The sequence below is a fragment of the Cellulosimicrobium sp. SL-1 genome (assembly GCF_011033075.1).
Lineage (GTDB): Bacteria > Actinomycetota > Actinomycetes > Actinomycetales > Cellulomonadaceae > Cellulosimicrobium > Cellulosimicrobium funkei.
On record NZ_JAACJC010000004.1, the window covers coordinates 43,671 to 66,513 of the forward strand.

Below are 22,843 nucleotides of genomic sequence, written 5' to 3' on the forward strand. Positions count from 1 at the left end.
AGCTCCCGGAGAAAGGTGGAACCCGTGGCACCCTCCGCTGCGTCTAGCAGTCGTGAGGAACCGACGTCGGCCGAGGCGCCGACCGCAGCAGGGGGGCGGTCGGCCATGACGGACGTCACGACCGAGCGGTGGGGCGGCGCGCCCGAGGTGCAGGTCGTGCGCGTCGGCCTGACCGCCGAGGAGCGCTTCACCGAGTTCGCCCGGACGAGCTCCGCCGACCTGTACCGGTACGCGTACCTGCTGTGCGGGGACGCGCACCGGGCGCACGACCTGGTGCAGCTCGCGCTCGAACGGACGTTCCGCGCGTGGACGCGCGTGGGCGACGGGCAGCCGTTCGCCTACGCGCGCCGCGTCGTGGTGACGGCTCGCATCGACTCGTGGCGGCGCACCCGGAGGGAGGTCTCCGTGGAGCACGACACCCTCGTGGGTCTCGACGTCCCGGCGACGGGCGACTCGTCCGGGATCGAGGACCGGGACCGGGTCGTGCGGGCCCTGCTCGCCCTCCCCGTCAAGCAGCGGCGGGTCGTCCTGCTGCGCTACGTCCTCGACCGGTCCGAGGCCGAGACCGCCGCGGAGCTCGGGATCGCGGTCGGCACCGTGAAGTCGACCGGGTCCCGGGCCCTGGCCCGCCTGCGCACCCTGATCGCACCCGAGCACGGGACGGAGACCGAGCGATGAGCACGACGCCGGAACGCAGGACCCCGGACGACGAGGACCTCGTGGAGCGGGTGCGCGCCGCGCAGACCGCCGTCGAGGTGCCGCCCACGCTGGACCCGGACGCTCTGGCGCGCCGCGCGGTCCGGCGCGTGCGGGCACGACGGCGCGTGGTCGCCGCGAGCGGGTCGGCCGTCGCCGTGGCGGCGCTGGTCGCGGTCGCGGCGCTCCTCCCCGGGGCCCTGTCCCGCGGGTCGGCGCCGCCGCCCGCGCTCGCGGCGGCCCCCGCGCGGACCACCGCACCGGCGTCGGAGGGAGGGGCCCCCGCTCCCGCGGCGCCACCGCAGGAGCCCGCACGCTACCTGCCGGTGGGCGACGGCGAGCTGCCGGAGCTGCCGGGTGTCGAGCACGGCGTCGTCGGCACGCACCACGGGGACTACACCGTGCAGGGCGGGCTCACGTACACGCTGCCCCCCGGGGGGTGGGAGGTCGAGGGCGAGGCGTCCGGCGAGCCCGCGTCGGTCCGCTGGAAGGGCCCGGAGCACTGGGCCCCTCCGGGGTCGGAGATCCCCGCGGACGCGGTCCCGCCGCCCATGGTCGACTCCGGCGCCACGGTGAGCATCGACGTCGACCCCGGGGCCGCGTCGTGGGTCGTGCCGGCCCGGGACTCCGGGGCCTGGACGGTCGAGGTCCCCGGCTCGGACTTCGTCGTGGTGACGCGGGGCCCGGCCGACGACCCGGACCTCGCCCGCTGGGAGGCCCGGGTCCGGTACGGCGGAACGGGCTGGACGATCCGCCTCGACTTCACGGACGACGCCGTGGGCGACGAGCTCGCCCGCGACTTCCTCGGCAACCTGTGGTTCGCGGCCGAGGGCGCGCCGGAGTGGTTCGGCCCGACGTACACGTACCCGGAGATCGGCCCGCTCACCACGGGCACGCCCGCCGGGTGGCAGACGGCCACGACGGGCACCCTCTCCTACGCCGTGCCGCCGGGCTGGACCGTCGCCGACGTCGAGGGCAACTACGGTCCCGGCGTGGAGTGGACGGGCCCGTTCGCCACGAACCCCGGGCCTATCCAGGACGGCACGTCCCCCGACGTGCACTGGAACATGTTCGTCCAGCGAGGCGGCTCCGGGGCGCGCGCGTTCGACTACTCCGGCGAGGGGTGGCACGGGCAGCGGATCGAGGTCCCGGGCGCCGACTTCGCCGAGGTGCTCCTGCACCAGGGGCCGTTCTGGGCGGACGACGGGATCTCGGCGCTCAGCGCGGACGTCCGGGTCCACGGCGCGGACGGCGGAGAGAACCTCATGCTGATGATCTCGCTGCCCGGTGACGACGCGGGGCTCGAGACGCTGCGCGGGATCCTCGGCTCGCTACGGTTCTGACGCTCCGCCGTCAGCCGGTGCCGGCGCTGCCCGCGGCGTCCTCCGCCGCCGCTATCTCGCGCGCCTCCGCCTCGCCCCACGCGTCGACGTGGCGGTGCGGAGGTCCGGGCGGTGGCGAGTACCCGGGGTGCGGCCCGGGCGTGAGGTAGGTGCGCGCGAAGAACAGGGAGGCGGCGAGGTCCTCGCGCCGCTCGGCCGCGGTGCGGGCGCGCCGCGTCGAGATCTCGACGACGACGTCCCCCTCCCAGCCGCGGCGCACGAGCTCGGCGAGGACGAGGTCGCACGGCTGGTCGCCGCGCCCGGGGACGAGGTGCTCGTCCGTGATGGACGACGACCCGTCCGCGAGGTGCACGTGCGCGAGACGACCGTCGAACACGTCGAGCAGCGCGAGCGCGTCCTGCTGCGCGACGGCGGCGTGCGACAGGTCGAGCGTGACGTGCTCGTAGCCGTGCTCGGACGGGTCCCAGCCGGGCAGGTACGCCTGCATCTCGCGCTTGCGGCTGCGCCACGGGTACATGTTCTCGACCGCGATGGTGACGCCCTCGGTCTCGTCGAGCTCGCCGACGAGGTCCTCGAACTCGCGCGCGTACCGGTACTGCCAGCGGAACGGCGGGTGCACGACGACGGTGCTCGCCCCGACCTCCTGCGCCAGCTCGACGCTGCGCCGCAGCTTGGGGCCGGGCGACCGTCCCCACACGCGCTGGCTCACGAGGAGCGTGGGCGCGTGGATGCTGCGGATCGGCACGTCGTGCTCGGCGGAGAGCCGGCGCAGCGCCGCGGCGTCCTGCGTCGTCTCGTCGGACCACACCATGACCTCGACGCCGTCGTACCCGAGGTCGGCCGCCGCCTCGAAGGCGTACTGGGCCTTGCGCGGGTAGACGCTCGCCGTGGACAGCGTGACGTGGATGCGCGGCTGCTCCCCCGGTGACCGGGGGGCGTCTCGCGGCGTCGTCGCGTCTGACATGCCGGTCACCCTAGACCCGTCCGCTGTGGCCCACACCAGCGGACGGGCGGCGCCGACGACGCCGCGCCGCGCGAAGGGCTTCCGACCCTCCCCTTTCCGGGCCGGATCGCCTAGGATGCACTGGTCCAGACCACTTGTCTGCCGGAGGAACACCATGGACCGTGCCGTCGTCGTCGCGATCACCGAGGGCCTGCACGCCCGCCCGGCCGCGCTCTTCGTCAAGACTGCCGCCGCCCAGCCCGCGCCCGTGCGCATCGCCAAGCCCGGCGGCGACGCCGTCGAGGCGGCGAGCATCCTCGGGGTCATGACGCTCGGCGTCTCGGCCGGGGACGAGGTCGTGCTCTCCACCGACGCCGACGGCGACGAAGCGAGCGCGTCGATCGACGCGCTCGTCGCCTTCCTGGAGCAGACCGAGGTCGCCTGACGCGGTGCCCGGCCCCGCGGGCGCGGGGCCGGGCACGGCGCTCGTCACAGACCCAGCTCGTCGAGCACGGGGAGCCGGGCGCGCACTGCCGCGCGCGCGGCGTCGGGCGTGGGCTGCTGGAGCGCGAGGAACGCGAGCTCCTCACACTCCCCCGACGTCGTGGCCGCCAGCACCGCGGCGACGTCCGGGAGCGCGCGCGGCGTCATGGACAACGACGTCACGCCGAGCCCGACGAGCACCGGGGCGAGCACCGGGTCGGCCGCCGCCTCCCCGCACACGCCGAGCGGTCGCCCGTTGAGCGCCGCCCCCGAGCCCGTGGCCCCGACGAGCGCGAGGACCGTCGGCTGCCACGCGGTGGACAGGCGCGCGAGGTCGGAGACCTCGCGGTCGGCCGCCATCGTGTACTGCGTGAGGTCGTTCGTGCCGATGCTCGCGAACGCCGCCCTGGCCAGCACCCAGCGCGCGCCGAGGGCCGCGGCCGGCACCTCGATCATCACGCCCGCCGTCGCGAGGCCGTGGTCCGCGCACAGCGCGACGAAAGACTCCGCCTCGTCCGGCGTCGCGATCATCGGCGCCATGACCCACACGTCGGCCGCCTCCGCCTCCGCCGCGCGCGCGACCGCCGTGAGCTGGCGGTCGAGCACGTCGGGGTGGCGGCGCGCGGTCCGCAGGCCGCGCACCCCGAGCGCGGGGTTCGGCTCGGCGTCGGGGGTGACGAACGGGAGCGGCTTGTCGGCGCCCGCGTCGAGCGTGCGCACGACGACCTTGCGGCCCGGGAACGCGGCGAGCACCTCCCGATAGGCCGCGACCTGCTCGTCGACCGTCGGCTCGACGGTGCGACCGAGGAAGCAGACCTCGGTGCGGAACAGCCCGACACCCTCCGCGCCCGCCTCGGCGGCGGCGCGCGCGTCCGCGCCGTCCGCGACGTTGGCGAGCAGCTCCACGCGCCGGCCGTCCGCCGTCCGCCCCGGGCCGTCGAGGCGCCGCCGGGCGCGGCGCGTACCCCGGGCCGCGACGACCGCCGCCACGTCGTGCTCCGACGGGTCGCGCTCCACCGTGCCGAGGCCGCCGTCCACGAGCACGGTCTCACCGTCGTGCAGCGCGAGCGCGCCCTCGACCGCGACGACGGCCGGGATGCCCAGGGCGCGCGCGAGGATCGCGGTGTGCGACGTCGGCCCACCACCGCGCGTGACGACCGCGAGCACGCGCTCGGGATCGAGCTGTGCCGTGTCCGCGGGCGCGAGGTCGTCGGCCACGAGCACGAACGGGTGGCCCGGATCGGGCACGCCGGGTACGGGGAGGCCGAGCAGGGTCGCGACGATCCGGTCGCGCACGTCCCGCACGTCGCGCGCCCGCTCGGCGAGGAGGCCGCCCAGCGCCTCGAGCCGCCCGACGACGACCCCCGCCGCGTCCCACACGGCCCGGGCCGGGGTGGCCCGCTGCTCGCGCACCCGCCCGACGGCGTCGCGCGCCAGGGCGGGGTCGGCCGCCATCGCGGCGGTCACGCCCAGGACCTCCGCCGCGGTGCCCTCGGCCCGCGCGGCGCGGGCCGTGAGGTCTTCCTGGACCGTCGTCACCGCCGCGAGGACCTGCGTCACCGCGAGGTCGACGTCGGCGCCCGACGCGGCGGCGGACAGCGGAGCCGGGTCCGGCTCCGCGACCGAGCCGGGCATCCGGGCCACCGGCCCCGCCCCCCGCCCGGGGCTGACCGGCACGCCGGTCAGCCCCGGGTCGGCGGCCCGCGCCGGGGCGCGCGTCACGTCGTCGGCGAGCGTCACGCCGTGCCCCCGCCGCCGGACGCGCCCGTCCGGCTCGGGGTGCCTGCCTCCGCGGTGTCGGCGGCCGTGCGCCGCACCGACGCGGCCTCGGCCGCCGAGGCGTCCGGCCGGGCGTCGTCGGTGGTGTCCACGGCGCCCGTCGCCTGGACGGCGCCCTCCGCGTCGTCGTCCTCACGACCCGGCGTCCGCAGGTTCCAGCGGGTGATGACGAAGCGGAAGAGGACGTAGTAGAGCACCGCGTACCCGAGCCCGATGGGGATGAGAAGCAGCGGCATCTCGGCGATCCGGAAGTTCAGCAGGTAGTCGATCGCGCCCGCGGAGAAGCCGAACCCGTCGCGGATGCCGAGCGCGTTGACGAGCGCCATCGACGTGCCGGTGAGCACCGCGTGGATGACGTACAGCGGGTAGGCGACGAACACGAACGCGAACTCGAGCGGCTCGGTGACGCCCGTGACGAACGAGACGAGCGCGGCCGAGCCCATGATGCCCGCGACGACCTTGCGCTGCGCCGGCTTGGCGGTGTGGACGATCGCGAGCGCGGCGGCCGGGAGCGCGAACATCATGATGGGGAAGAACCCGGTGAGGAAGGTGCCCGCGGTGGGGTCGCCCGCGAGGAACCGGAAGATGTCGCCCTGCGCGACCGTGCCGTCGGCGGCGGTGTACTCGCCGAACTGGAACCATGGCAGCGAGTTGAGCAGGTGGTGCAGGCCGATGGGCACGAGGAGGCGGTTGAGCGTGCCGAAGACGAACGCGCCGAGGATGGTCGAGCCCGTGACGAACCCGCCGATCTGCTCGTTGATGAGCCAGTCGAACGCGGGGTAGATCAGCGCGCCCACCACGGCGATGAGCACCGAGACGCCCGCCGTGACGATCGGCACGAACCGCCGACCGCCGAAGAACGCGAGGTACTGCGGCAGCTTGATCCGGTAGTACTTCTGGTATAGGAGCGCGGCCGTCAGGCCGATGACGATGCCGCCGAGCACGCCGTAGTTGATGAGCGCCTGCGTCTCGCCCTCCGCCGCCTCGCCGAGCACGTAGGGCGAGAGCGAGTCGCTGACGCCCTTGAAGACGAGGTAGCCGATGAGGGCGGCGAGCCCCGTCGTGCCGTCCGACTTCTTCGCGTACCCGACCGCGACGCCGAGGGCGAAGATGATCGGGAGGTTGCTGAACAGCGCGTTCCCGGCGGCGCCGAGGACGTCGGCGACGGGCTGCATCCACGCGAAGGTGCCGGCGACGCCGTCGGCCCCGAGCATGTCCGGCTGGCCGAGGCGCAGCAGCAGCGCGGCGGCGGGCAGCGACGCGATGGGCAGCATGAGCGAGCGCCCGACGCGCTGGAGCTGCGCGAAGCCGGGCACCCCCCTCTTGGTCCTCGTCGGTTCGGCGACGGTCGTCATGTCCTTCTCCTCCTGGGCAGGCCTGGGGCGCAGGCGAGGTGCGTCGTGCGGCGGCTGTGGCGCGACGTCGAGCGGCGTCGTTGCCGGTCCCGGGGCGCGACGAGAAGACCTGGGGTCGTCGTGCCCGGGCTGTCGGTCCAGGTTGTCTGGACCACTTGCAGGAAGAGTGGTCTAGACCTCATGATGTGTCAACCCCGGAGGGTGACCCGGGACACACGGCGGGCCCCGCGGGGCGCGTCGCCGCAGGTCGCACCACGGCCGGGCAACGAGAATGCAGCCGTGGAGAACGCGGCACCGGAGCAGGACGGTCGGCGACGACCGGGACCAGGGACGGCACGAGGACGAGGACGCGGCACGACGATGAGCAGGTCACGATCGCAGGCGAGCGAGCACAAGTACCTCACGGTGCGCGCCTACCTCGCCGACCTCGTGGCGAGCGAGCTCTCCGTCGGCGACGCGGTGCCGTCCGAGCGCAGCCTCACCGAGAAGTTCGGCGTCTCGCGCATGACCGTGCGCCAGGCCGTCGACGCGCTCGTCACGGAGGGCGTGCTGGAGCGCGCGCAGGGGCGGGGCACCTTCGTCGCTCCGCCGCGCGCCGACTTCGAGATGCGCCTCACGACGTTCGGCGAGGAGGCACGACGGCGCGGCATGGAGCCGGGCACCGAGGTGCTGGAGGTCGGGACCGTCCCCGCGCCCGCCTCCGTCGCCGAGTCGCTCGGCCGCGCGACCGGCGACCCGATGCACCACGTCGTGCGCCTGCGCACCGCGGACGGGTCGCCCATGAGCGTCGAGGAGGCCTGGATCCCCGTGGACCTCGCCCCCGACCTGCTCGACGACGGCGTGCCCGAGAGCCTGTACGGCGCCCTGCGCGAGCGCGGCCTCGCGCCGACGTGGGGCGAGGACACGATCACCGCGTCCGACGCCACCGTCCAGGAGCAGAAGCTGCTCGGGCTCCGCGCCTCGCGAGCCGTCATGCGCACCGTGCGACGCACGTTCGCGGGCGACTCGCCCCTCATGTACTCCCGGTCCAGCTACCGCGGCGACCGGTACAGCGTCTTCGTCCCGCTGCGCGAGGCGCGCCCGACGCTCGTGCCGCGCAGCACCACCGCCGACGACGCCGCCGCCGCGGACGGGGGCGCCGTCACCGACGACGCGCCGACCGACCAGCTCGCCCCCGTGCCGGTGCCGGCACGGGCGACCGAAGGGAACGACCGATGACACAGTCCGACGCGGAACGCGCCGCGACGATCCTCGCCGGCCTCGGCGGGGTGGGGAACATCGAGGAGATCGACCCGTGCACCACGCGGCTCCGGTCGCTCGTCAAGGACCCCGCACTCGTCGACGCCGCGCTCCTGCGCCGCGCCGGCGCGTTCGGCGTCATGGTGAACGGGCGGGTCGTGCAGGTGGTGGTCGGCCCGCAGGTCGACACCATCGCGTCCGACCTCGCCGACCTCATGTGAGGAACCCGGCCCGGGCGCGACCCGGGCCACCGCCCTTCTCCAGCGCACCCCGCGCACCCCGACCGGCACGGCTGCCGGCCGGGCCCCCCGACCCGGCCCCGGCCGGACCCCGACCACGAGGAGCACCCGTGAGCAAGGCAGAGCAGATCCTCCGAGGCCTCGGCGGCGACGCGAACGTCCTCGACCTGGAGGCGTGCATCACGCGCCTGCGCGTCGAGGTCGAGGATCCGGCGCTCGTCGACGACGCCACGCTGACCGCGGCCGGGGCGATCGCCGTCGTGCGGTCGGGCGCCGCGATCCAGGTCATCGTCGGCCCCGAGGCCGACAACATCGCCTCCGACATCGAGGACCTCCGCTGATGGCGGCGCCGCTCACGGTGCTCGTCCCCGTCACGGGCACGGTCGTGGACGTCGGCGACGTCGACGACCCCGTCTTCTCCGCCGGGCTCGTCGGCCCCGGGCTCGCGGTCGAGCCCGACGACGCGCAGGGCGGCGAGGCCGTCGCGCCCATCACGGGCACGGTCGTCAAGCTGCACCCGCACGCGTTCGTCGTCCAGCACGACGACGGCCGCGCGGTCCTCGTGCACCTCGGCATCAACACCGTCCAGCTCGGCGGCGAGGGCTTCACGACGCACGTCGCGCAGGGCGACCACGTCCAGCGCGGCACGGTGCTCGTCACGTGGGACCCGAAGGCCGTGCGCGCCGGCGGCCGCTCGGCCGTGTGCCCCGTGGTCGCGCTCGAGGCGGCGCCCGACGACGTGACCTCGCTCGCCGAGGTCGGTGCGTGGGCCGCCCACGGCGAGGAGCTGCTCACCTGGGGCTGATGCGTCGGGCCCCCGATCGGCCGGGAGGGCCACGGCGAGCGATTGTGCGGACCCCTTCCATATGCGAGGCTTCGATACTGACGCCACGTCCACAGGGGGCGAGCACGGCGTCAGGATGCTCGCGCATCACACCCGATGAAGGGGGAACGATGAAGTTCAAGAAGCTCGTCGCCGTCGTCGCCGCCGCTGCGGCGCTGGCCCTCGCCACGCCGACCGTCGCGAACGCGGCGGAGACACGGACGTACACCAACACGTTCGGCAGCTGCCGGGTCCTCGTGATCTCCTACGCCAACGCCGGCGGGGCGAAGACGACGGCCACCTACCGGCTCCTGGGCGGGCAGTCCAAGACCTTCAGCACCGCGGGCCACATCCTCGGCCACTCCTGGACCGCCTGCTGACGATCATGCGTCACCGGGGTCGGGCTCCGTCGGAGCCCGACCCCGCGCACGTCCACCGACGGCCCCGGTGCGGACCGTGGTCTAGCCGCGCAGCGGGAGCGTGAGGGACGGGACGTCCCCCGGCTCGCCGCGGTCGACCACGCGGACCGGCACGCCCCAGTCCTGCTGCGCGAGGTGGCACGCGGGGAACACGTCCGGGTCGGGCTCGCCGTCCGGGCCGAGCGGGACGACGTCGCACGACGCTGCCCGGGCCGTCACGTGCAGCACGCCCTCCCCGACCGCGGGGTTGATGACCAGGTCGCGGCCGAGCTCGACGCCGACGCCCTCCCCGGACAGCAGCAGCTCGGGCGGCGTCGCGCTCACGCGCAGCTCCGTCGACGGGCCGAACCGGTCGTCGAGCTTCTGCCCCGGCGCCGGGACGAACGGCACGTCGAGCCACAGCGGCCCGGCCCCGATGTCGGTGACGGGGCGCTGCGTGCGGTGCGCGCCGCCGTCGAGCACCTCGCCCGCGAGCGACGCCGGGAGCGCGACGCGCGTCAGGCGGTGCGCCGCGGACTCCACAGCCAGCAGGTGGACCTGCGGCTCGCCGTCCGGCCCCTCGCCCACCTGCACGACGACGCCGCTCGGCTCCGCGAGGCCCGTCGCCAGGGTCGTGACCTCGCCCGCGAGGCGGGTTCCGGAGGTGTCGTCCCCGACGCTCCCGGCGTCACCGGCCGCGGGCGCGAACCGGCGCAGCGCGCCGTCGTAGGTGTCGGCGACGACGACGCTCCCGTCGGGCAGCGTCGCGACCCCGAGCGGGTGCTGCATCAGCGCCTGCTCGGCCGGGCCGTCGCGGTGGCCGAAGTCGAACAGCCCCTGCCCGACGGCGGTCCGCACCTCGACATCTCCACCGGTGACCGCGGTCACGCGGCGCAGCGCCGAGGTCTCGGCGTCGGCGACCCAGACGGCGCCGTCGGGTGCGACGGCCAGCCCGGACGGCTGGGCGAACCAGGCCGACGCTCCCGGCCCGTCCTCCAGACCCTCGTTCATGGTCCCGGCGAGGTGCGTCATCGAGCCCTGCTCGCCGTCGAACGCCCACAGCGTGTGGTTCCCGGCCATCGCGACGACGAACGCCGCGAGGTCCTGCGACCAGGCCACGTCCCACGGCGACGAGAGGCGCACGTCGAGCGGCGCGTACTGCCCGCCCGCCTCGGCAGGGCCGTGGCCCGTGACGTCGGCGCCCCGTCCCTCCCGCAGCACGACGTTCTCGACCCCGCCGACCATGAACTGCTCGCCCGTCCCCGCGACGGTGGTCACGTGGCCGTCCTCGAGGCGGACCCCGCGCAGGACGTGGTTGGCCGTGTCCGCGACGACGACGTCGTACCCGAGCCACGGTCGGAGCTCGACCGGGACCAGGCACAGCCCGTTCGGCTCGGCGAACCGCGCGTCCTCGGGGCCGCCGTCGGCGAGCCCGCGCTCGCCGGACCCGATGCGCCGGACGAGGGTCTCGCCGTCGGGCAGGAGCTCGGCGAGCGCGTGGTGCCCGGCGTCCGCGACGAGGATGTTGCCACCGGGCAGCTCGATCGCCTTCGCGGGGAAGCGCAGCGTGCCCGACGACGGCTCGGGCGCCACGTACGGGCCGTCGCCCCGGTGCAGCGTGCCCTTCGCGTCGTGCTCCGCGACGAGCTCCTCGACGAGCGCGGCGATCGCGGACGCGTGCCCCTCCCCCGCCATCTGCGCGACGACGTAGCCCTCGGGGTCGACGACCACGAGCGTCGGCCAGGCGCGCGCCGCGTACGCGGACCAGGTGACGAGCTCCGGGTCGTCGAGCACGGGATGGTGGACCTCGTACCGCTCGACCGCGGCCGCGAGCGCCGCCGGGTCCGCCTCGTGCTCGAACTTCGGCGAGTGCACGCCGACGACGACCAGCACGTCTCGGTGCCGCTCCTCGAGCTCGCGCAGCTCGTCGAGGACGTGCAGGCAGTTGACGCAGCAGAAGGTCCAGAAGTCGACCAGGACGATCTTGCCGCGCAGGTCGGCGAGGGTCAGGTCGCGGCCGCCGGTGTTGAGCCAGCCGCGCCCGACGAGCTCGGACGCGCGGACACGGGGAAGTCGCTCGGTGGTCACGCGGCCATTCTCGCGCGCCGGCGCGCTGTGGACCGACGACGCCTCAGGGGCGGCGCAGGTCTCGGCGCAGCGCGTGGAGCTCCCGCGTCGCGCCGAGGCCGACCACGGCGACCAGGTCGCCCCCGACACGCAGCTCGGTGAGCAGCCCGCCGCCGTCGAGCGTGCGGTGCTCCGGGGTCGCGCCGGGCACGGCGACGCCGAACCCGGCGACCTGCCACGTCCGGCCTGTCCACGTCGCCCATCTCTCCTCCTTGACCTCGATACCCCCTGTGGGTATATTCGCCATCCTAGCCATACCCCATGGGGGTATCAGCACGGAGGAGGAACGTCGTGAGCATCGTCGAGATCGAGTACCAGGTGACCGGGATGACGTGCGGCCACTGCGAGATGTCGGTGCGCGAGGAGGTCGGGCAGGTGCCCGGCGTCACCGCGATCGACGTGAGCGCGACCACCGGTCGGCTGATCGTCACGGCCGACCAGCCCCTCGACGACGCCGCGGTCCTCGCCGCCGTCGACGAGGCCGGCTACACGGCGGAGCGGACGCGATGAGAGCCCCCGCCCGGATCGCGCTCTACGTCGCCGGGCTCGGGGTCGTGTTCGTGGCCTCGGCCGCGGTCGCGGGCGCCGTCGTCCCCGAGGGCGCGCTGGCGGAGCCGCCCGCCGCGCACGCGCCGGAGCAGCACGCCGCCACGAGCGACGACCCCCCGCAGGAGACCACGAGAGGAGCGGAGATGGTCGGCGGACTGTCCCTGGAGCAGGGCGGCTACACGCTCGGCGAGATCGAGGCGCCGCAGTCGCCGGGCACGCCCGGCGAGCTCGCCTTCACCCTGACCGATCCGACGGGCGCGCCGGTGACCGACTTCGCCGTCGCGCACGAGCAGCGCCTGCACCTCGTCGTCGTGCGCTCCGACGGGGCGCACTACCGCCACGCCCACCCCGAGCTGGACGACGTCGGCCGCTGGTCGGTGCCCTGGACGTGGGACGCCGCGGGCACCTACCGCGTGTACGCCGACGCCGTCCCCACCGGCGGCGACCCGATCACCCTGAGCCGCACCGTCGAGGTCGCGGGCGACGTCGTGCCCGTCCGGGCGGGAGCGCCCACGACCACGGCGTCCGTCGACGGGTACGACGTCACGCTCGACGGGAGCCTCCAGGTCGGCACGGCCTCGCGGCTGACGCTCGAGGTCACGCGGGACGGCGAGCCGGTCACGACGCTCGAGCCGTACCTCGGCGCGTTCGGCCACCTCGTCGCGCTCCGCGACGGCGACCTCGCCTACCTGCACGCCCACCCCGAGGGCGCGGAGGCCGCGCCCGGCGAGGTCTCGGGCCCGACCGTGGCGTTCGCCGTCGAGGCACCCACCGCGGGCCGGTACCTCCTGTACCTCGACTTCCAGGTCGAGGGCCAGGTCCGCACCGCGGCCTTCACCGTCGAGGCCACCGGCGCCACGTCGACGCCGGACGAGGCCCCGGCCGACGCCCCGGCCGACGACGACCCCGCCGCGCACGACGACCACTGACCACCCTGCACCGGGCAGCCCGCTGCCCGGCCGGAAGGAGAACCTCATGACGGCATCGGCCGCCCCGTCGCCGGGGACGTTCGTCGAGCTCGAGATCGGGGGGATGACCTGCGCCTCGTGCGCCATGCGGATCGAGAAGAAGCTCAACCGGCTCGACGGCGTCACCGCGACCGTGAACTACGCGACCGAGAAGGCGAAGGTCACCGTCCCGGACGGCGTCGACGCGGCCACGCTCATCGCGGAGGTCGAGAAGACGGGTTACACGGCGCAGGTCCCGCGCGCCGAGGCCCCCACCGCCGACGAGGACGCGGGCGCGGACGCGGACGACCCGGAGCTCACCGCGCTGCGGCACCGGCTGATCGGCGCCGTCGTGCTGTCGGTCCCGGTCATCGCGATGGCGATGGTCCCCGCGCTCCAGTTCACGTACTGGCAGTGGGCGAGCCTCGTGCTCACCGCGCCCGTCGTGGTGTGGGCGGCGTGGCCGTTCCACCGCGCCGCGTGGACCAACCTGCGCCACGGCGCGGCCACCATGGACACCCTGATCTCCGTCGGGACCAGCGCCGCGTTCCTCTGGTCGCTGTACGCGCTCTTCCTCGGCACGGCCGGGGAGCCGGGCATGACGCACCCGTTCACGCTCTCGGTCGCCCGGACCGACGGCGCGGCGAACATCTACCTCGAGGTCGCCGCGGGCGTCACGACGTTCATCCTCGCGGGCCGCTACTTCGAGAAGCGGTCCAAGCGGCAGGCGGGCGCCGCGCTGCGCGCCCTGCTCGAGCTCGGCGCGAAGGACGTCGCGGTGCTGCGCGACGGGGCGGAGACCCGCATCCCGATCACGGACCTCGCCGTGGGCGACGAGTTCGTCGTGCGCCCGGGCGAGAAGATCGCGACGGACGGCACGGTCGTGGCCGGCACGTCCGCCGTCGACGCCTCGATGCTCACGGGCGAGTCCGTGCCCGTCGAGGTCGGGGAGGGCGACGCCGTCACCGGGGCGACCGTCAACGCCGGCGGGCGGCTCGTCGTCCGCGCGACGCGCGTCGGCGGCGACACCCAGCTCGCGCAGATGGCGCGCCTCGTCGAGGACGCGCAGTCCGGCAAGGCGCAGGTCCAGCGCCTCGCCGACCGGGTCTCCGCGATCTTCGTCCCCATCGCCATCGCGATCGCCGTCGGCGCGCTGGGCGCGTGGCTCGGGGCGGGTGCGCCGGCCTCGGCGGCGTTCACGGCCGCCGTCGCGGTCCTCATCATCGCGTGCCCGTGCGCCCTGGGCCTCGCGACCCCGACGGCGCTGCTCGTCGGGACGGGACGCGGTGCGCAGATGGGCGTCCTCATCAAGGGGCCGGAGGTCCTGGAGTCGACGCGCTCCGTGGACACCGTCGTGCTCGACAAGACGGGCACCGTGACGACGGGCGTCATGACGCTCACCGAGGTCGTCACCGGGACGGGCACCGACCGCGCGGAGCTCCTGCGCCTCGCGGGCGCACTCGAGGAAGCCTCCGAGCACCCCGTCGCCCGGGCGATCGCCCGCGGCGCGGTCCAGGAGGTCGGCCCGCTGCCCGTGCCCACGGAGTTCACCAACGTCGAGGGCAAGGGCGTGCAGGGCGTCGTGGACGGGCACGCCGTGCTCGTCGGCCGCGAGTCGCTCCTCGCCGAGTGGGCGCAGCACCTCCCGCGCGAGCTCGCCGACGCCAAGGCGCGCGCCGAGGAGCAGGGCGGCACGGCCGTCGTCGTCGGCTGGGACGGGCAGGCCTGCGGCATCCTCGTGGTGGCCGACGCGGTCAAGCCCACGAGCGCCGAGGCGATCCGCCAGCTCCGCGCGCTCGGCCTCACCCCGGTGCTCCTCACCGGGGACAACGCGACCGTCGCCCGACGGATCGCGGCCGAGGTCGGCATCGACGAGGTCATCGCGGAGGTCATGCCGCGCGACAAGGTCGACGTCGTCAGCCGGCTCCAGGGCGAGGGCAAGGTCGTCGCGATGGTCGGCGACGGCGTGAACGACGCCGCCGCGCTCGCCCAGGCGGACCTGGGCCTCGCCATGGGGACGGGCACGGACGTCGCGATCGAGGCCGCCGACATCACGCTCGTGCGGGGCGACCTCCGCTCCGCGGCCGACGCGATCCGGCTCGCGCGTCGGACGCTCGGGACGATCAAGGTGAACCTCTTCTGGGCCTTCGCCTACAACGTCGCCGCGATCCCGCTCGCCGCGCTCGGCCTGCTCAACCCCATGCTCGCCGGTGCCGCGATGGCGTTCTCGAGCGTCTTCGTGGTGGGCAACAGCCTGCGGCTGCGCTCGTTCTCCAGCCGCGCGACCGGCACGCACCCCGGCACGCCCGCCCCGACCGCCCCGACGGCCCGGCTCGCCGGCGTCTGACCCCGACCCCGACCCCGACTGACGACCCTCCAGGAGGACCCCGCATGTGCCAGCACCACGACGACACGCACCCCGGCCACGACGACCACCCGCACGACGGCGGGCACCACGGTGCGCACGACGCGGCGCACCACCACGCGCCCGCGACCGCCGCGGGGGTCGCGCCTGCGACGAGTGAGGCGGCGGACGACGACCTCGCCGAGTGCCCCGTGATGCGCGGGAGCATGGTCGCGAAGGCCCACGCCGAGGCGGCCGGGCTCGTGCGCGACCACGAGGGCGTGCGCTACTGGCTGTGCTGCTCGTCGTGCGGGCCGCTGTTCGACGCCGACCCGGCCCGGTACGCGCGCGCCGCCTGACCGCACGGATCACCGACCGCGCGTCGTCCCGGCGCCCTCGTGCCCGGTGCCGCACCCTCCCGGTGCGGTGCCGGGCACGCGTCGTGCGACGGACGGGTCGTGCGGCAGAGGCTCAGGCGCGCGACGCCGTCACGTCGCCGACGACGCGCACCTCCACGTCCACGCCGTCCACGGTCTCGGGGACCGCGACGTCGTCGGACGTCACGTTCACGCGCAGCAGCCAGTCGTCGCCGACGCCGGACGTCCCCGCACCGCGCACCGGGCCGCCGGTCAGGTCGGCGCGCGCGATGCCGACGCCGGTCACGCCGTCGAGGCCCGCGAGCTCGTCGCGCAGCGCGGCCTTGGCCTCCCGGGCTCGTTCGAGGGTCGCCACGGCAACCACCTCCCGCACCCATTGTGCGCCCGACGGCGGCCGGAAGGCAGGGCCGACCGCCCCACCCTCCGGGGATCGGGCGAGCAGACCCGTCCGGACGGCCCGAGCAGCGTCGTGCCGGTTCAGCCGAGCAGCGTCGCACCCAGCCGATCGAGCACGGTCCCGATGGGGTTGCAGTACGTGAGCCCGGTGCCGTTCGCGCCCCCGGTCTCCGACCCCGCGAACAGCAGCCCCAGCGCCACGCCGTCCTCGCGGTACACGAGCGACCCCGAGTCGCCGCCGCGCGAGAAGGGCCCGTCTCCCGTCGACTCGACCTCGATCTGGTCGTCGAAGCGCAGCGCACCGAGCCCGTCGCCGTACCCGACGACGACGTCGTCGAGCTCGATCGCCGTGACCCGGCCCGCTGTGACGCCCGTGGTCCGGCCCGACTTGCCCACGACCTCGCCGCCCAGCGCGACCGCCGTCGTCGTGATCCGGCCGACCGGGTACTCCGGGTCGACGTCCGGGTCGTCGAGCAGCGCGACCGCGGCGTCCACGGTCTGCGTGATCCCGGCCTCGAGCGGGACCAGCCCGGCGAGGGTCCCCACGCGGTCGTCGGGCGCGCGACCGCCGTCGGCCGGGCCGGGCTGCACGACGACGTCCCCCACCCGGGCGGCCGGCGAGCCGACGAGCACGTGCCAGTTGGACAGCGCGTAGACCGAGGCCTCGTCGGCGCCGTCGACCGCCGGCGGCGCGACGCGCACGAACGCTCCGAGCGTCCCCGCGGTGACGTCGACGTGCGCGACGGAGACCCCGGGCCGCAGCGGCCGGACGCGGCCGGTCTCGCCGGTCGCGTACGCGGTGACGACGGGCGGGCGCACGCCCGGGCCGTCGCCGCGGGCACGCCCGGCGCCCGGCGCGGCGGCGAGCGGACGGATGCGTCCCGTGCGCCGCACGTCCACCGTGTCGCCCGCCTCCGAGGCGACCTTGCGCGCGATGCTGCGCGCGGTGGGCACCCCGAGGCGGTACCGGACCGCGATCGCGTACCCGCCGTCGTCGTGCGGGGCGAGCCCGATCGCGAGCGTGGGGGCGCGCACGACCTCCGCGGCGTCGGGCACGTCGCGCGCCTCGATCGCCGTGTCCGACCGGCCCGGCAGGCCCGACCGCTCGGCGAGCTCGCGCGCGTAGTCCGCGAGCTGCGACTTGATCTCCCGTGCCTTCTGCTGGTCCATCGGTGCACCGTCCCCTCGCCCGGCGGACGGCTCCCGCCGCCCGCGTCCTGCCGAGCGAGTCTGGCGGCAGCCGCCCACACGCGCACCGCGGCGCGCCGCACCCGCGTCAGGCGCGCAGGAGCTGCTCCACCCGGACGGACCGGCGGCGCGCGACGACGAGCGTCGTCACCGCGACGGACACGAGGCCCCACAGGACCAGCGCCACGGCGTCGCCCGCTCCCCCGGCCGCGCCGGGGTCGACGATCGACGTGAGCAGGCGGAGCGCCGAGCCCACCGGCAGGACGTCGCGCAGGCTCGTGAGCGCGGCCGGGACGGTCGCGACGATGCCGGTCGCGACGAGCAGCACCGCGACGAGCAGGCCGATCGCGCGCCCCACGTTCCCGAGGAGCGCGGCGAGCGCCTGGTTGAGCGCGACGAACACGACCGACGCGAGCGCCCCGGACGCGAGCAGACCGATCCAGCCGCCCACGCTCGCACCCTCGACCGCGGCGAGGACGCCGCCGACCACGAGACCGGTCGCCGCGGCGATCCCGGCCGGGAGCGCGAGCGCCGCGAGCGCGAGCCGGCCGGGGCCGCGCGTCGACCCCAGGAGCCGTGCCGGGACCGGCGGGAACGCGACGAAGATCGCGAGCGCGCCCAGCCACAGCGCGAGCACCGCGAACAGCGGGCCGGTCGAGCCGGTCCCGAGGTCGTCGACACCGGGCGCGGCCACGGGGTCGGCCACGACGCTCGCGAGGTTCTCGCGCTCCGCGTCGGTGTACGAGGGGATCTGCCCGGTCGCCTCGCCCAGACCGTCGGCGAGGTCGGACGTGCCGCCCGCGAGCTGCCCGACGCCGCCCGCGAGGTCGCCCGCGCCCGTCGCCAGCTCCTGGGTGCCGGTCGCGAGCTGGTCCGCGCCGGTCCCGAGGGCGCCGACGCCGTCGGCGAGCCGGTCGGCGCCGCTGCCGAGCGCCCCGACCCCGGCGGCCAGGCCGTCGGCCCCGGTGGACAGCTGGCCCGCGCCGCCGGAGAGCTGCGCCGCGCCGTCCGCGACCTGGTCCACCCCGGGCGCGAGCTGCCCGAGCCCGGCGGAGAGCGCGGCCGCGCCCTGGGCCACGCCGGCGGCCCCGGTCGACGCCTGCGCCGCGCCTGCGGACAGGTCGTCGGCGCCCGTGGCGAGCCGGTCGACGCCCGCCGCGAGCGCGTACAGACCGGTCGGGGCACCACCCTGGCCCGACGGCGAGCCCGCCAGGGCCGCGTTCCCCGCGGCGACGCCCGCCGCGTCGGCGGCGAGCGGGCTCAGTACCTCGAGCTGCTGGTCGAGCACCCCGCACGTGGGGTCCGTCGACCCGTCGACGCACCCCGCCGCGACCCGCTGCTGCTCGAGACCGGCCACGACCTGGACGAGGCCGCCCGCCACGTCGCGCGAGCCCGTCGCGAGCGCGGTCGCGGTCTCCGGGAGCGACCGGCCGGTCGACGTGCCGTCGGGCAGCCGCACGTCCGCGATCGAGGCGTCGAGCGCGCCGAGCCCGCTCGCGAGGTCCGACGCCCCGGTGGACAGCGCACCCACGCCGCCCGCGAGGCTCTGCGCCCCGGAGGCCAGCTGCCCCGCGCCCGCGGCGCTCTGGTCGACGCCGTCGGCCACCTGCCGCGACCCCGCGGCGAGACCCTGGGCGCCGCTCGCGACGCCCTGCGCGCCCGACGCGAGCTGGTCCGCGCCGCTGCCGAGCTCCCCGACCCCGGCGGCCAGGCCGTCGGCGCCCGTGCCGAGCTCGCCGACGCCGGACGCGAGCGCGCCCGCCCCGGTGGCGACCTCGCCCGCGCCCGACGCGAGCTGCGTCGCCCCGTCGCTCGCCTGGGCGGCGCCGTCGGCGAGCTGGTCCGCGCCGTCGGCCGCCTCGCCGAGCTGGTCGTGGAGCGTCGTGAAGCCGGTGAGGACGCCGTCCACGTAGTTCTCGGTGAGCGTCGTGCCGAGCACCGACGTCGCGGTCGTGGTGACGATGCGCGCGAGCGCCTCGTCGACGACCCGCCCGCCGGGCGTCGTCTCGACGGACAGCGTGGCCTGCGTCGCGGCCGACGGGTCGCCGCCGAACGACGTGGCCGCCGCGGAGAAGTTCTCCGGGATCGTCACGACGGCCGCGTACGTGCCGTCGGCGAGACCGGCCGCGGCGTCGTCCGCGTCGGTGATGACCCAGTCGTAGTTCGTCGTCCCCGGGTCGGGCTGCACGGCGACCGCGCCGGTGTCGGTCGAGGCGGCGCCCCCGCTGACGAGCCCGGCGGTGAGCTGACGGCCGAGCGGGACGGTCTGGCCGTCCACCTCGACCGGCTCGTCGAGGTTCACGACCGCGGCCTTGACCGTGTCCAGCCGCTCCTGCGGGTTCCACAGCGCCCACAGGAGCAGGCCGAGGACGGCGAGGGGCAGCGCGACGGCGGCGGCCACGGTCCACGCGCGCCGGGCGTCGACGCGGCGGGGGCGCGTCCCGCCGGTCGGCGCCCCTGGGGAGGTCGGGTCGGCGGTCGGGTCGGTCGGGACCGGCTCGGGCGGAAAGACGCTCATGCGGGCACCTCCTCGGTGCGCGGGCCGACGACGGGCGCGGCGGGGACGGTGCGGTCGGGGTGGTGCGGGTCGTGCAGGTCGAGGACGGGCGTCCCGGGCGGGGCGAGGTCCGTCGGTGCCGGGCCGACGGCGCCGAGCACCACCGCCGTGCCGCGCCCCGCCGCGTCGGCGAGCACCTCGGCCAGCGCGGCCCGCTCGGCGGGCGACGTGACGGCGTCGGTCCCGACCACCGCCAGGAGCCGGGGCCGCTCGCGCAGGACCTCGGCGACGCTCGCCGCCGCCGGCACGCGGTGCGCCGCGGGCGCCGGGGCGTCGCCGGGGAGCGCGGCGACGTCCGCCGCGAGGTCCACGAGCGCGACGCGGCGCCGCACGGTCAGCGCACGCTCCGGCAGCACCAGGCCCGTGACCTTGAGCGCCCCGCTCGTCGGGCGCAGGCGCCCCGCGAGCGCGAGCACGACCCCGGACACCGCCGCGGGCGACTCCCCGTGCACGACGAGCGACCCGCCGTCGGGCACCCGGACCGTGACCGGCTCGGCCAGCGGGCCGCGCGCGCCGGCGACGACGAGGTCGTGCGCGACGACCGCGTCCGTGCTGCCCGGCTCCGGCCAGTCCGCGAGCGCGAGCTCCTTCGACAGCCCCTCGCCCTCGACGTCGAACGACGGCAGCACCCGGTCGAGCCAGCGCGGCATCCACCACGCCTTGTCGCCGAGCAGGGCGAGCACGGCCGGGACGAGCGTCATGCGCACGACGAACGCGTCGACGAGCACGCCGACCGCGAGGCCGAGCGCGATGGGTTTGAGGCTCATGTCGCCCTCGGGCACGAACGCCACGAACACGGCGAACATGATGACCGCGGCCGCGGTGACGACCTTCGCCGACGCCTGGAACCCGGTGAAGATCGACCGCCGGGCCTGGCCCGAGTGCACGTAGTCCTCGCGGATGCGCGCCACGAGGAACACCTCGTAGTCCATCGCGAGGCCGAACAGCACGCCCATGAGGACGATCGGCATGAACGAGATGACCGGCCCGAGCCGTGTCACGTGCAGCGCGTCCGCGAGGAACCCGTGCTCGAACACGAGCGTCACGACGCCGAACGCCGCGCCGACCGAGAACAGGTAGCCGAGCGTCGCCTTGATCGGCACCGCGACCGACCGGAACACCATCGTCAGCAGCACGAGCGACAGGCCGACGACGACGAACGCGAACGGCAGCAGCGCCGCCCCGAGCTTCGCCGAGACGTCGATCCCGACCGCCGTGAACCCCGTGACCGCGAGGTCGACGCCGTACTCGTCGAGGAAGTGGTCGTGCTGCGCGCGGATCTCCGTGACGAGGTCCTTCGTCTCCTCCGAGTCCGGCGCGCCGGTCGGGACGACCTGCACGATGCCCGTGTCCGCCGTGAGGTTCGGCGTCGCGAGGGGCACGTCCGCCACGCCCGGGAGGTCCGCGATCTCGTCGCCCAGGTCGTTCATGAGACCGACGGGGTCCGTGGACGTGACGATCGTGCCCGTGACGATGAGAGGCCCGTTGAAGCCCGGGCCGAAGTGCTCCGACACGAGGTCGTACGTGACGCGCGCCTGGTTGTCCTCGGGCAGCGTCCCCGCGTCGGGAAGCGCGAGCTGCAGGTTACGCGCCGGCAGCGTGAGCAGCACGATCGCGGCGACGACGAGCCCGATGGTCAGCAGCGGGATCCGCGTGACGGCACGCACCCACCCCGCGAAGAACCGGTTGCGGTGCTCGGTCGTGGTCGGGTCGGAGAGGTCCCTGGTCGGGTCGGAGAGGTCCCTGGTCGGGTCGGAGAGGTCCCTGGTCGGGTCCGCGGTGGGGGCGCCCTCGGTGCTCGGGGCTGCCGCGCCGTCACCCGGGTCGTCCGGGCGGGGGTTCACGAGCGCGGCTTGACGCCCTCTCGCATCCGAGGCCGCCCCCACCGCTCGTCCGGTCCGTCGCCCGGGCGACCCGGTCGCCCCGGCCGGCCCTCCGCCGTCCGCTCCCGCGGCCGCACGCCGTCGCCCACGCCCACGACGGCGCGGCGCCTTCGGGCGGAGGCGCTCGCCCGCGAAGCCCAGCATGGCGGGCAGCAGCGTGATCGAGACGAGGACGGCGAGCCCGACCCCGACGGCGGCGGCGACGCCCATGACGGTGAGGAACGGGATGCCGGCGACGCCGAGGCCGACGAGCGCGATCATGACGGTGAGGCCCGCGAAGATGACGGCCGAGCCGGCGGTCGCGACGGCCCGCGCCGTGGCCTCCTCGACGCTGAGGCCGGTCGCGAGCTCGTCGCGCTGCCGGGACACGATGAACAACGCGTAGTCGATGCCGACGGCGAGGCCGAGCATGACGGCGAGCATCGGGGTCGTGGAGTTGATCTGCGCGACGGCGGTCGCGGCGAACAGGAGTCCCATGCTCACGCCGACCCCGACGACGGCGTTGAGGAGCGGCAGCCCGGCCGCGACGAACGAGCCGAACGTGAGCACGAGCACGACGAGCGCGACGAGGAGGCCGAGCGCCTCGGTGACGGTGAGGGTCGGGAACTCGGTGCTGAAGAGCTGGCCGCCGAGGGCGGCCTGCGCGCCGTCGGGCAGGGCCGCGGCGAGGTCGTCGACGACGTCGCCGAGCGCGTCCTTCGTGGCGTCGGTGACCTCGCTCTGGCCCTCGTCGAGCTGGACGGTCATGAGGGTCGCGACGTCGTCGTCGCTGACCGACGCGGGCATGGTGTCGTCGTAGGGGGAGGTGACGGCGGCGACGCCGTCGACGTCGCCGAGCGCGGTGACGGCGTCCTCCACGGGGCCGCGGACCGCGTCGTCCTCGATGGTCGAGCCGTCGGGAGCGACGACGACGACCTGCGCGGACGCCCCGCTGACCTGCGGGAACGTGGCGGCGAGACGGTCGAGCGCGGCCTGCGACTCGGTGCCGGGGATGGTCACCTCGTCGTCGAGGCCCTGGCCGACGAGCCCGGCGAGCCCTCCGGCCAGCACGAGGATGCCGATCCAGGCCACGAGGACGAGCCGGCGCGCCCCGACCGCCCAACGGCCGAGCGAGTACAGCGCTGAGGACACGAGCGGCCTCCCGGGGAGAGTGCAGACGGATTCGAGGATACGCCGC

Annotated in this window: 21 protein-coding genes; 12 read left to right on the forward strand and 9 right to left on the reverse strand. The window is 75.7% G+C overall.

Going from position 1 to position 22,843, the window contains the following annotated elements; genetic code table 11:
- The first annotated feature begins 105 nt into the window (after positions 1 to 105).
- Both GWJ10_RS06905 and GWJ10_RS06910 read left to right on the forward strand, forming a co-directional pair.
- Complete coding sequence (locus GWJ10_RS06905; RefSeq protein WP_061267006.1) at positions 106 to 678, forward strand: SigE family RNA polymerase sigma factor; 573 nt, start codon at positions 106 to 108, stop codon at positions 676 to 678.
- The gene (locus GWJ10_RS06910) at positions 675 to 2,039 is read left to right on the forward strand and encodes a hypothetical protein (RefSeq protein WP_163186434.1); all 1,365 of its coding nucleotides are present in this window, start codon (positions 675 to 677) and stop codon (positions 2,037 to 2,039) included. The genes GWJ10_RS06905 and GWJ10_RS06910 overlap by 4 nt, the downstream gene beginning before the upstream one ends.
- A gap of 10 nt (positions 2,040 to 2,049) precedes the next feature.
- Here GWJ10_RS06910 and GWJ10_RS06915 read toward each other — a convergent pair whose 3' ends face one another.
- Positions 2,050 to 3,003 (reverse strand): sugar phosphate isomerase/epimerase family protein, encoded by a 954-nt coding sequence (locus GWJ10_RS06915; RefSeq protein ID WP_163186435.1) that lies wholly within the window; start codon positions 3,001 to 3,003, stop codon positions 2,050 to 2,052.
- Positions 3,004 to 3,157: 154 nt separating this feature from the next.
- On the opposite strand from GWJ10_RS06915, the gene GWJ10_RS06920 reads away from it, so the two are divergent.
- Positions 3,158 to 3,427 (forward strand): HPr family phosphocarrier protein, encoded by a 270-nt coding sequence (locus GWJ10_RS06920; protein ID WP_061267008.1) that lies wholly within the window; start codon positions 3,158 to 3,160, stop codon positions 3,425 to 3,427.
- Positions 3,428 to 3,471: 44 nt separating this feature from the next.
- Here GWJ10_RS06920 and ptsP read toward each other — a convergent pair whose 3' ends face one another.
- Both ptsP and GWJ10_RS06930 read right to left on the reverse strand, forming a co-directional pair.
- Positions 3,472 to 5,205 carry a phosphoenolpyruvate--protein phosphotransferase gene (gene ptsP, locus GWJ10_RS06925; protein WP_277394943.1) on the reverse strand — a complete coding sequence of 578 codons (1,734 nt, stop codon included), beginning with the start codon at positions 5,203 to 5,205 and terminating at the stop codon, positions 3,472 to 3,474.
- Positions 5,202 to 6,599: a PTS transporter subunit EIIC gene (locus GWJ10_RS06930; protein ID WP_081600258.1), complete on the reverse strand. Its 1,398-nt coding sequence runs from the start codon at positions 6,597 to 6,599 to the stop codon at positions 5,202 to 5,204. Before GWJ10_RS06930 ends, ptsP begins: the two co-directional genes overlap by 4 nt.
- 360 nt (positions 6,600 to 6,959) lie before the next feature.
- Here GWJ10_RS06930 and GWJ10_RS06935 point away from each other — a divergent pair, with 360 nt between their 5' ends.
- The 5 genes from GWJ10_RS06935 to GWJ10_RS06955 all read left to right on the forward strand — a co-directional run bounded on the left by GWJ10_RS06935 (position 6,960) and on the right by GWJ10_RS06955 (position 9,280).
- Positions 6,960 to 7,817, forward strand: coding sequence for a GntR family transcriptional regulator (locus GWJ10_RS06935; RefSeq protein ID WP_076403813.1), 858 nt, complete (start codon positions 6,960 to 6,962; stop codon positions 7,815 to 7,817).
- Complete coding sequence (locus tag GWJ10_RS06940; RefSeq protein ID WP_021482555.1) at positions 7,814 to 8,059, forward strand: glucose PTS transporter subunit EIIB; 246 nt, start codon at positions 7,814 to 7,816, stop codon at positions 8,057 to 8,059. Before GWJ10_RS06935 ends, GWJ10_RS06940 begins: the two co-directional genes overlap by 4 nt.
- Before the next feature lie 128 nt (positions 8,060 to 8,187).
- Positions 8,188 to 8,418, forward strand: coding sequence for a PTS glucose/sucrose transporter subunit IIB (locus tag GWJ10_RS06945; RefSeq protein ID WP_061267010.1), 231 nt, complete (start codon positions 8,188 to 8,190; stop codon positions 8,416 to 8,418).
- Positions 8,418 to 8,882 (forward strand): PTS glucose transporter subunit IIA, encoded by a 465-nt coding sequence (locus tag GWJ10_RS06950; RefSeq protein ID WP_061267011.1) that lies wholly within the window; start codon positions 8,418 to 8,420, stop codon positions 8,880 to 8,882. The genes GWJ10_RS06945 and GWJ10_RS06950 overlap by 1 nt, the downstream gene beginning before the upstream one ends.
- A 149-nt stretch (positions 8,883 to 9,031) precedes the next feature.
- The gene (locus GWJ10_RS06955; protein WP_021482232.1) at positions 9,032 to 9,280 is read left to right on the forward strand and encodes a hypothetical protein; all 249 of its coding nucleotides are present in this window, start codon (positions 9,032 to 9,034) and stop codon (positions 9,278 to 9,280) included.
- An 81-nt stretch (positions 9,281 to 9,361) separates the two neighbouring features.
- On the opposite strand, the gene GWJ10_RS06960 is transcribed toward GWJ10_RS06955, so the two are convergent.
- Positions 9,362 to 11,386 carry an NHL domain-containing thioredoxin family protein gene (locus GWJ10_RS06960; protein WP_163186437.1) on the reverse strand — a complete coding sequence of 675 codons (2,025 nt, stop codon included), beginning with the start codon at positions 11,384 to 11,386 and terminating at the stop codon, positions 9,362 to 9,364.
- A 43-nt stretch (positions 11,387 to 11,429) separates the two neighbouring features.
- Positions 11,430 to 11,672, reverse strand: coding sequence for a hypothetical protein (locus GWJ10_RS06965; protein WP_163186439.1), 243 nt, complete (start codon positions 11,670 to 11,672; stop codon positions 11,430 to 11,432).
- 50 nt (positions 11,673 to 11,722) lie between these two features.
- Here GWJ10_RS06965 and GWJ10_RS06970 point away from each other — a divergent pair, with 50 nt between their 5' ends.
- The 4 genes from GWJ10_RS06970 to GWJ10_RS06985 are packed head-to-tail and all read left to right on the forward strand — an operon-like array spanning position 11,723 to position 15,624.
- Complete coding sequence (locus GWJ10_RS06970; RefSeq protein WP_163186813.1) at positions 11,723 to 11,935, forward strand: heavy-metal-associated domain-containing protein; 213 nt, start codon at positions 11,723 to 11,725, stop codon at positions 11,933 to 11,935.
- Positions 11,932 to 12,903: a heavy-metal-associated domain-containing protein gene (locus GWJ10_RS06975; protein ID WP_163186441.1), complete on the forward strand. Its 972-nt coding sequence runs from the start codon at positions 11,932 to 11,934 to the stop codon at positions 12,901 to 12,903. Before GWJ10_RS06970 ends, GWJ10_RS06975 begins: the two co-directional genes overlap by 4 nt.
- A 46-nt stretch (positions 12,904 to 12,949) precedes the next feature.
- Positions 12,950 to 15,268 carry a heavy metal translocating P-type ATPase gene (locus GWJ10_RS06980; RefSeq protein WP_163186443.1) on the forward strand — a complete coding sequence of 773 codons (2,319 nt, stop codon included), beginning with the start codon at positions 12,950 to 12,952 and terminating at the stop codon, positions 15,266 to 15,268.
- Between the two features lie 44 nt (positions 15,269 to 15,312).
- A complete protein-coding gene (locus GWJ10_RS06985; protein WP_076403820.1) occupies positions 15,313 to 15,624 on the forward strand; it encodes a hypothetical protein in 312 nt (103 codons plus the stop codon).
- Between the two features lie 112 nt (positions 15,625 to 15,736).
- Here the strand turns inward: GWJ10_RS06985 and GWJ10_RS06990 are convergent, their stop codons facing one another.
- The 4 genes from GWJ10_RS06990 to GWJ10_RS07005 form a co-directional block, all read right to left on the reverse strand.
- Positions 15,737 to 15,997, reverse strand: coding sequence for a hypothetical protein (locus GWJ10_RS06990; RefSeq protein ID WP_076403822.1), 261 nt, complete (start codon positions 15,995 to 15,997; stop codon positions 15,737 to 15,739).
- 122 nt (positions 15,998 to 16,119) lie between these two features.
- Positions 16,120 to 17,208 (reverse strand): hypothetical protein, encoded by a 1,089-nt coding sequence (locus GWJ10_RS06995; protein WP_076403823.1) that lies wholly within the window; start codon positions 17,206 to 17,208, stop codon positions 16,120 to 16,122.
- A gap of 106 nt (positions 17,209 to 17,314) precedes the next feature.
- Positions 17,315 to 19,744 (reverse strand): YhgE/Pip domain-containing protein, encoded by a 2,430-nt coding sequence (locus GWJ10_RS07000; RefSeq protein ID WP_163186445.1) that lies wholly within the window; start codon positions 19,742 to 19,744, stop codon positions 17,315 to 17,317.
- On the reverse strand, positions 19,741 to 22,797 hold the full coding sequence (locus GWJ10_RS07005) for an MMPL family transporter (RefSeq protein ID WP_163186447.1): 3,057 nt from the start codon (positions 22,795 to 22,797) through the stop codon (positions 19,741 to 19,743). The genes GWJ10_RS07000 and GWJ10_RS07005 overlap by 4 nt, the downstream gene beginning before the upstream one ends.
- Between the last annotated feature and the right edge of the window lie 46 nt (positions 22,798 to 22,843).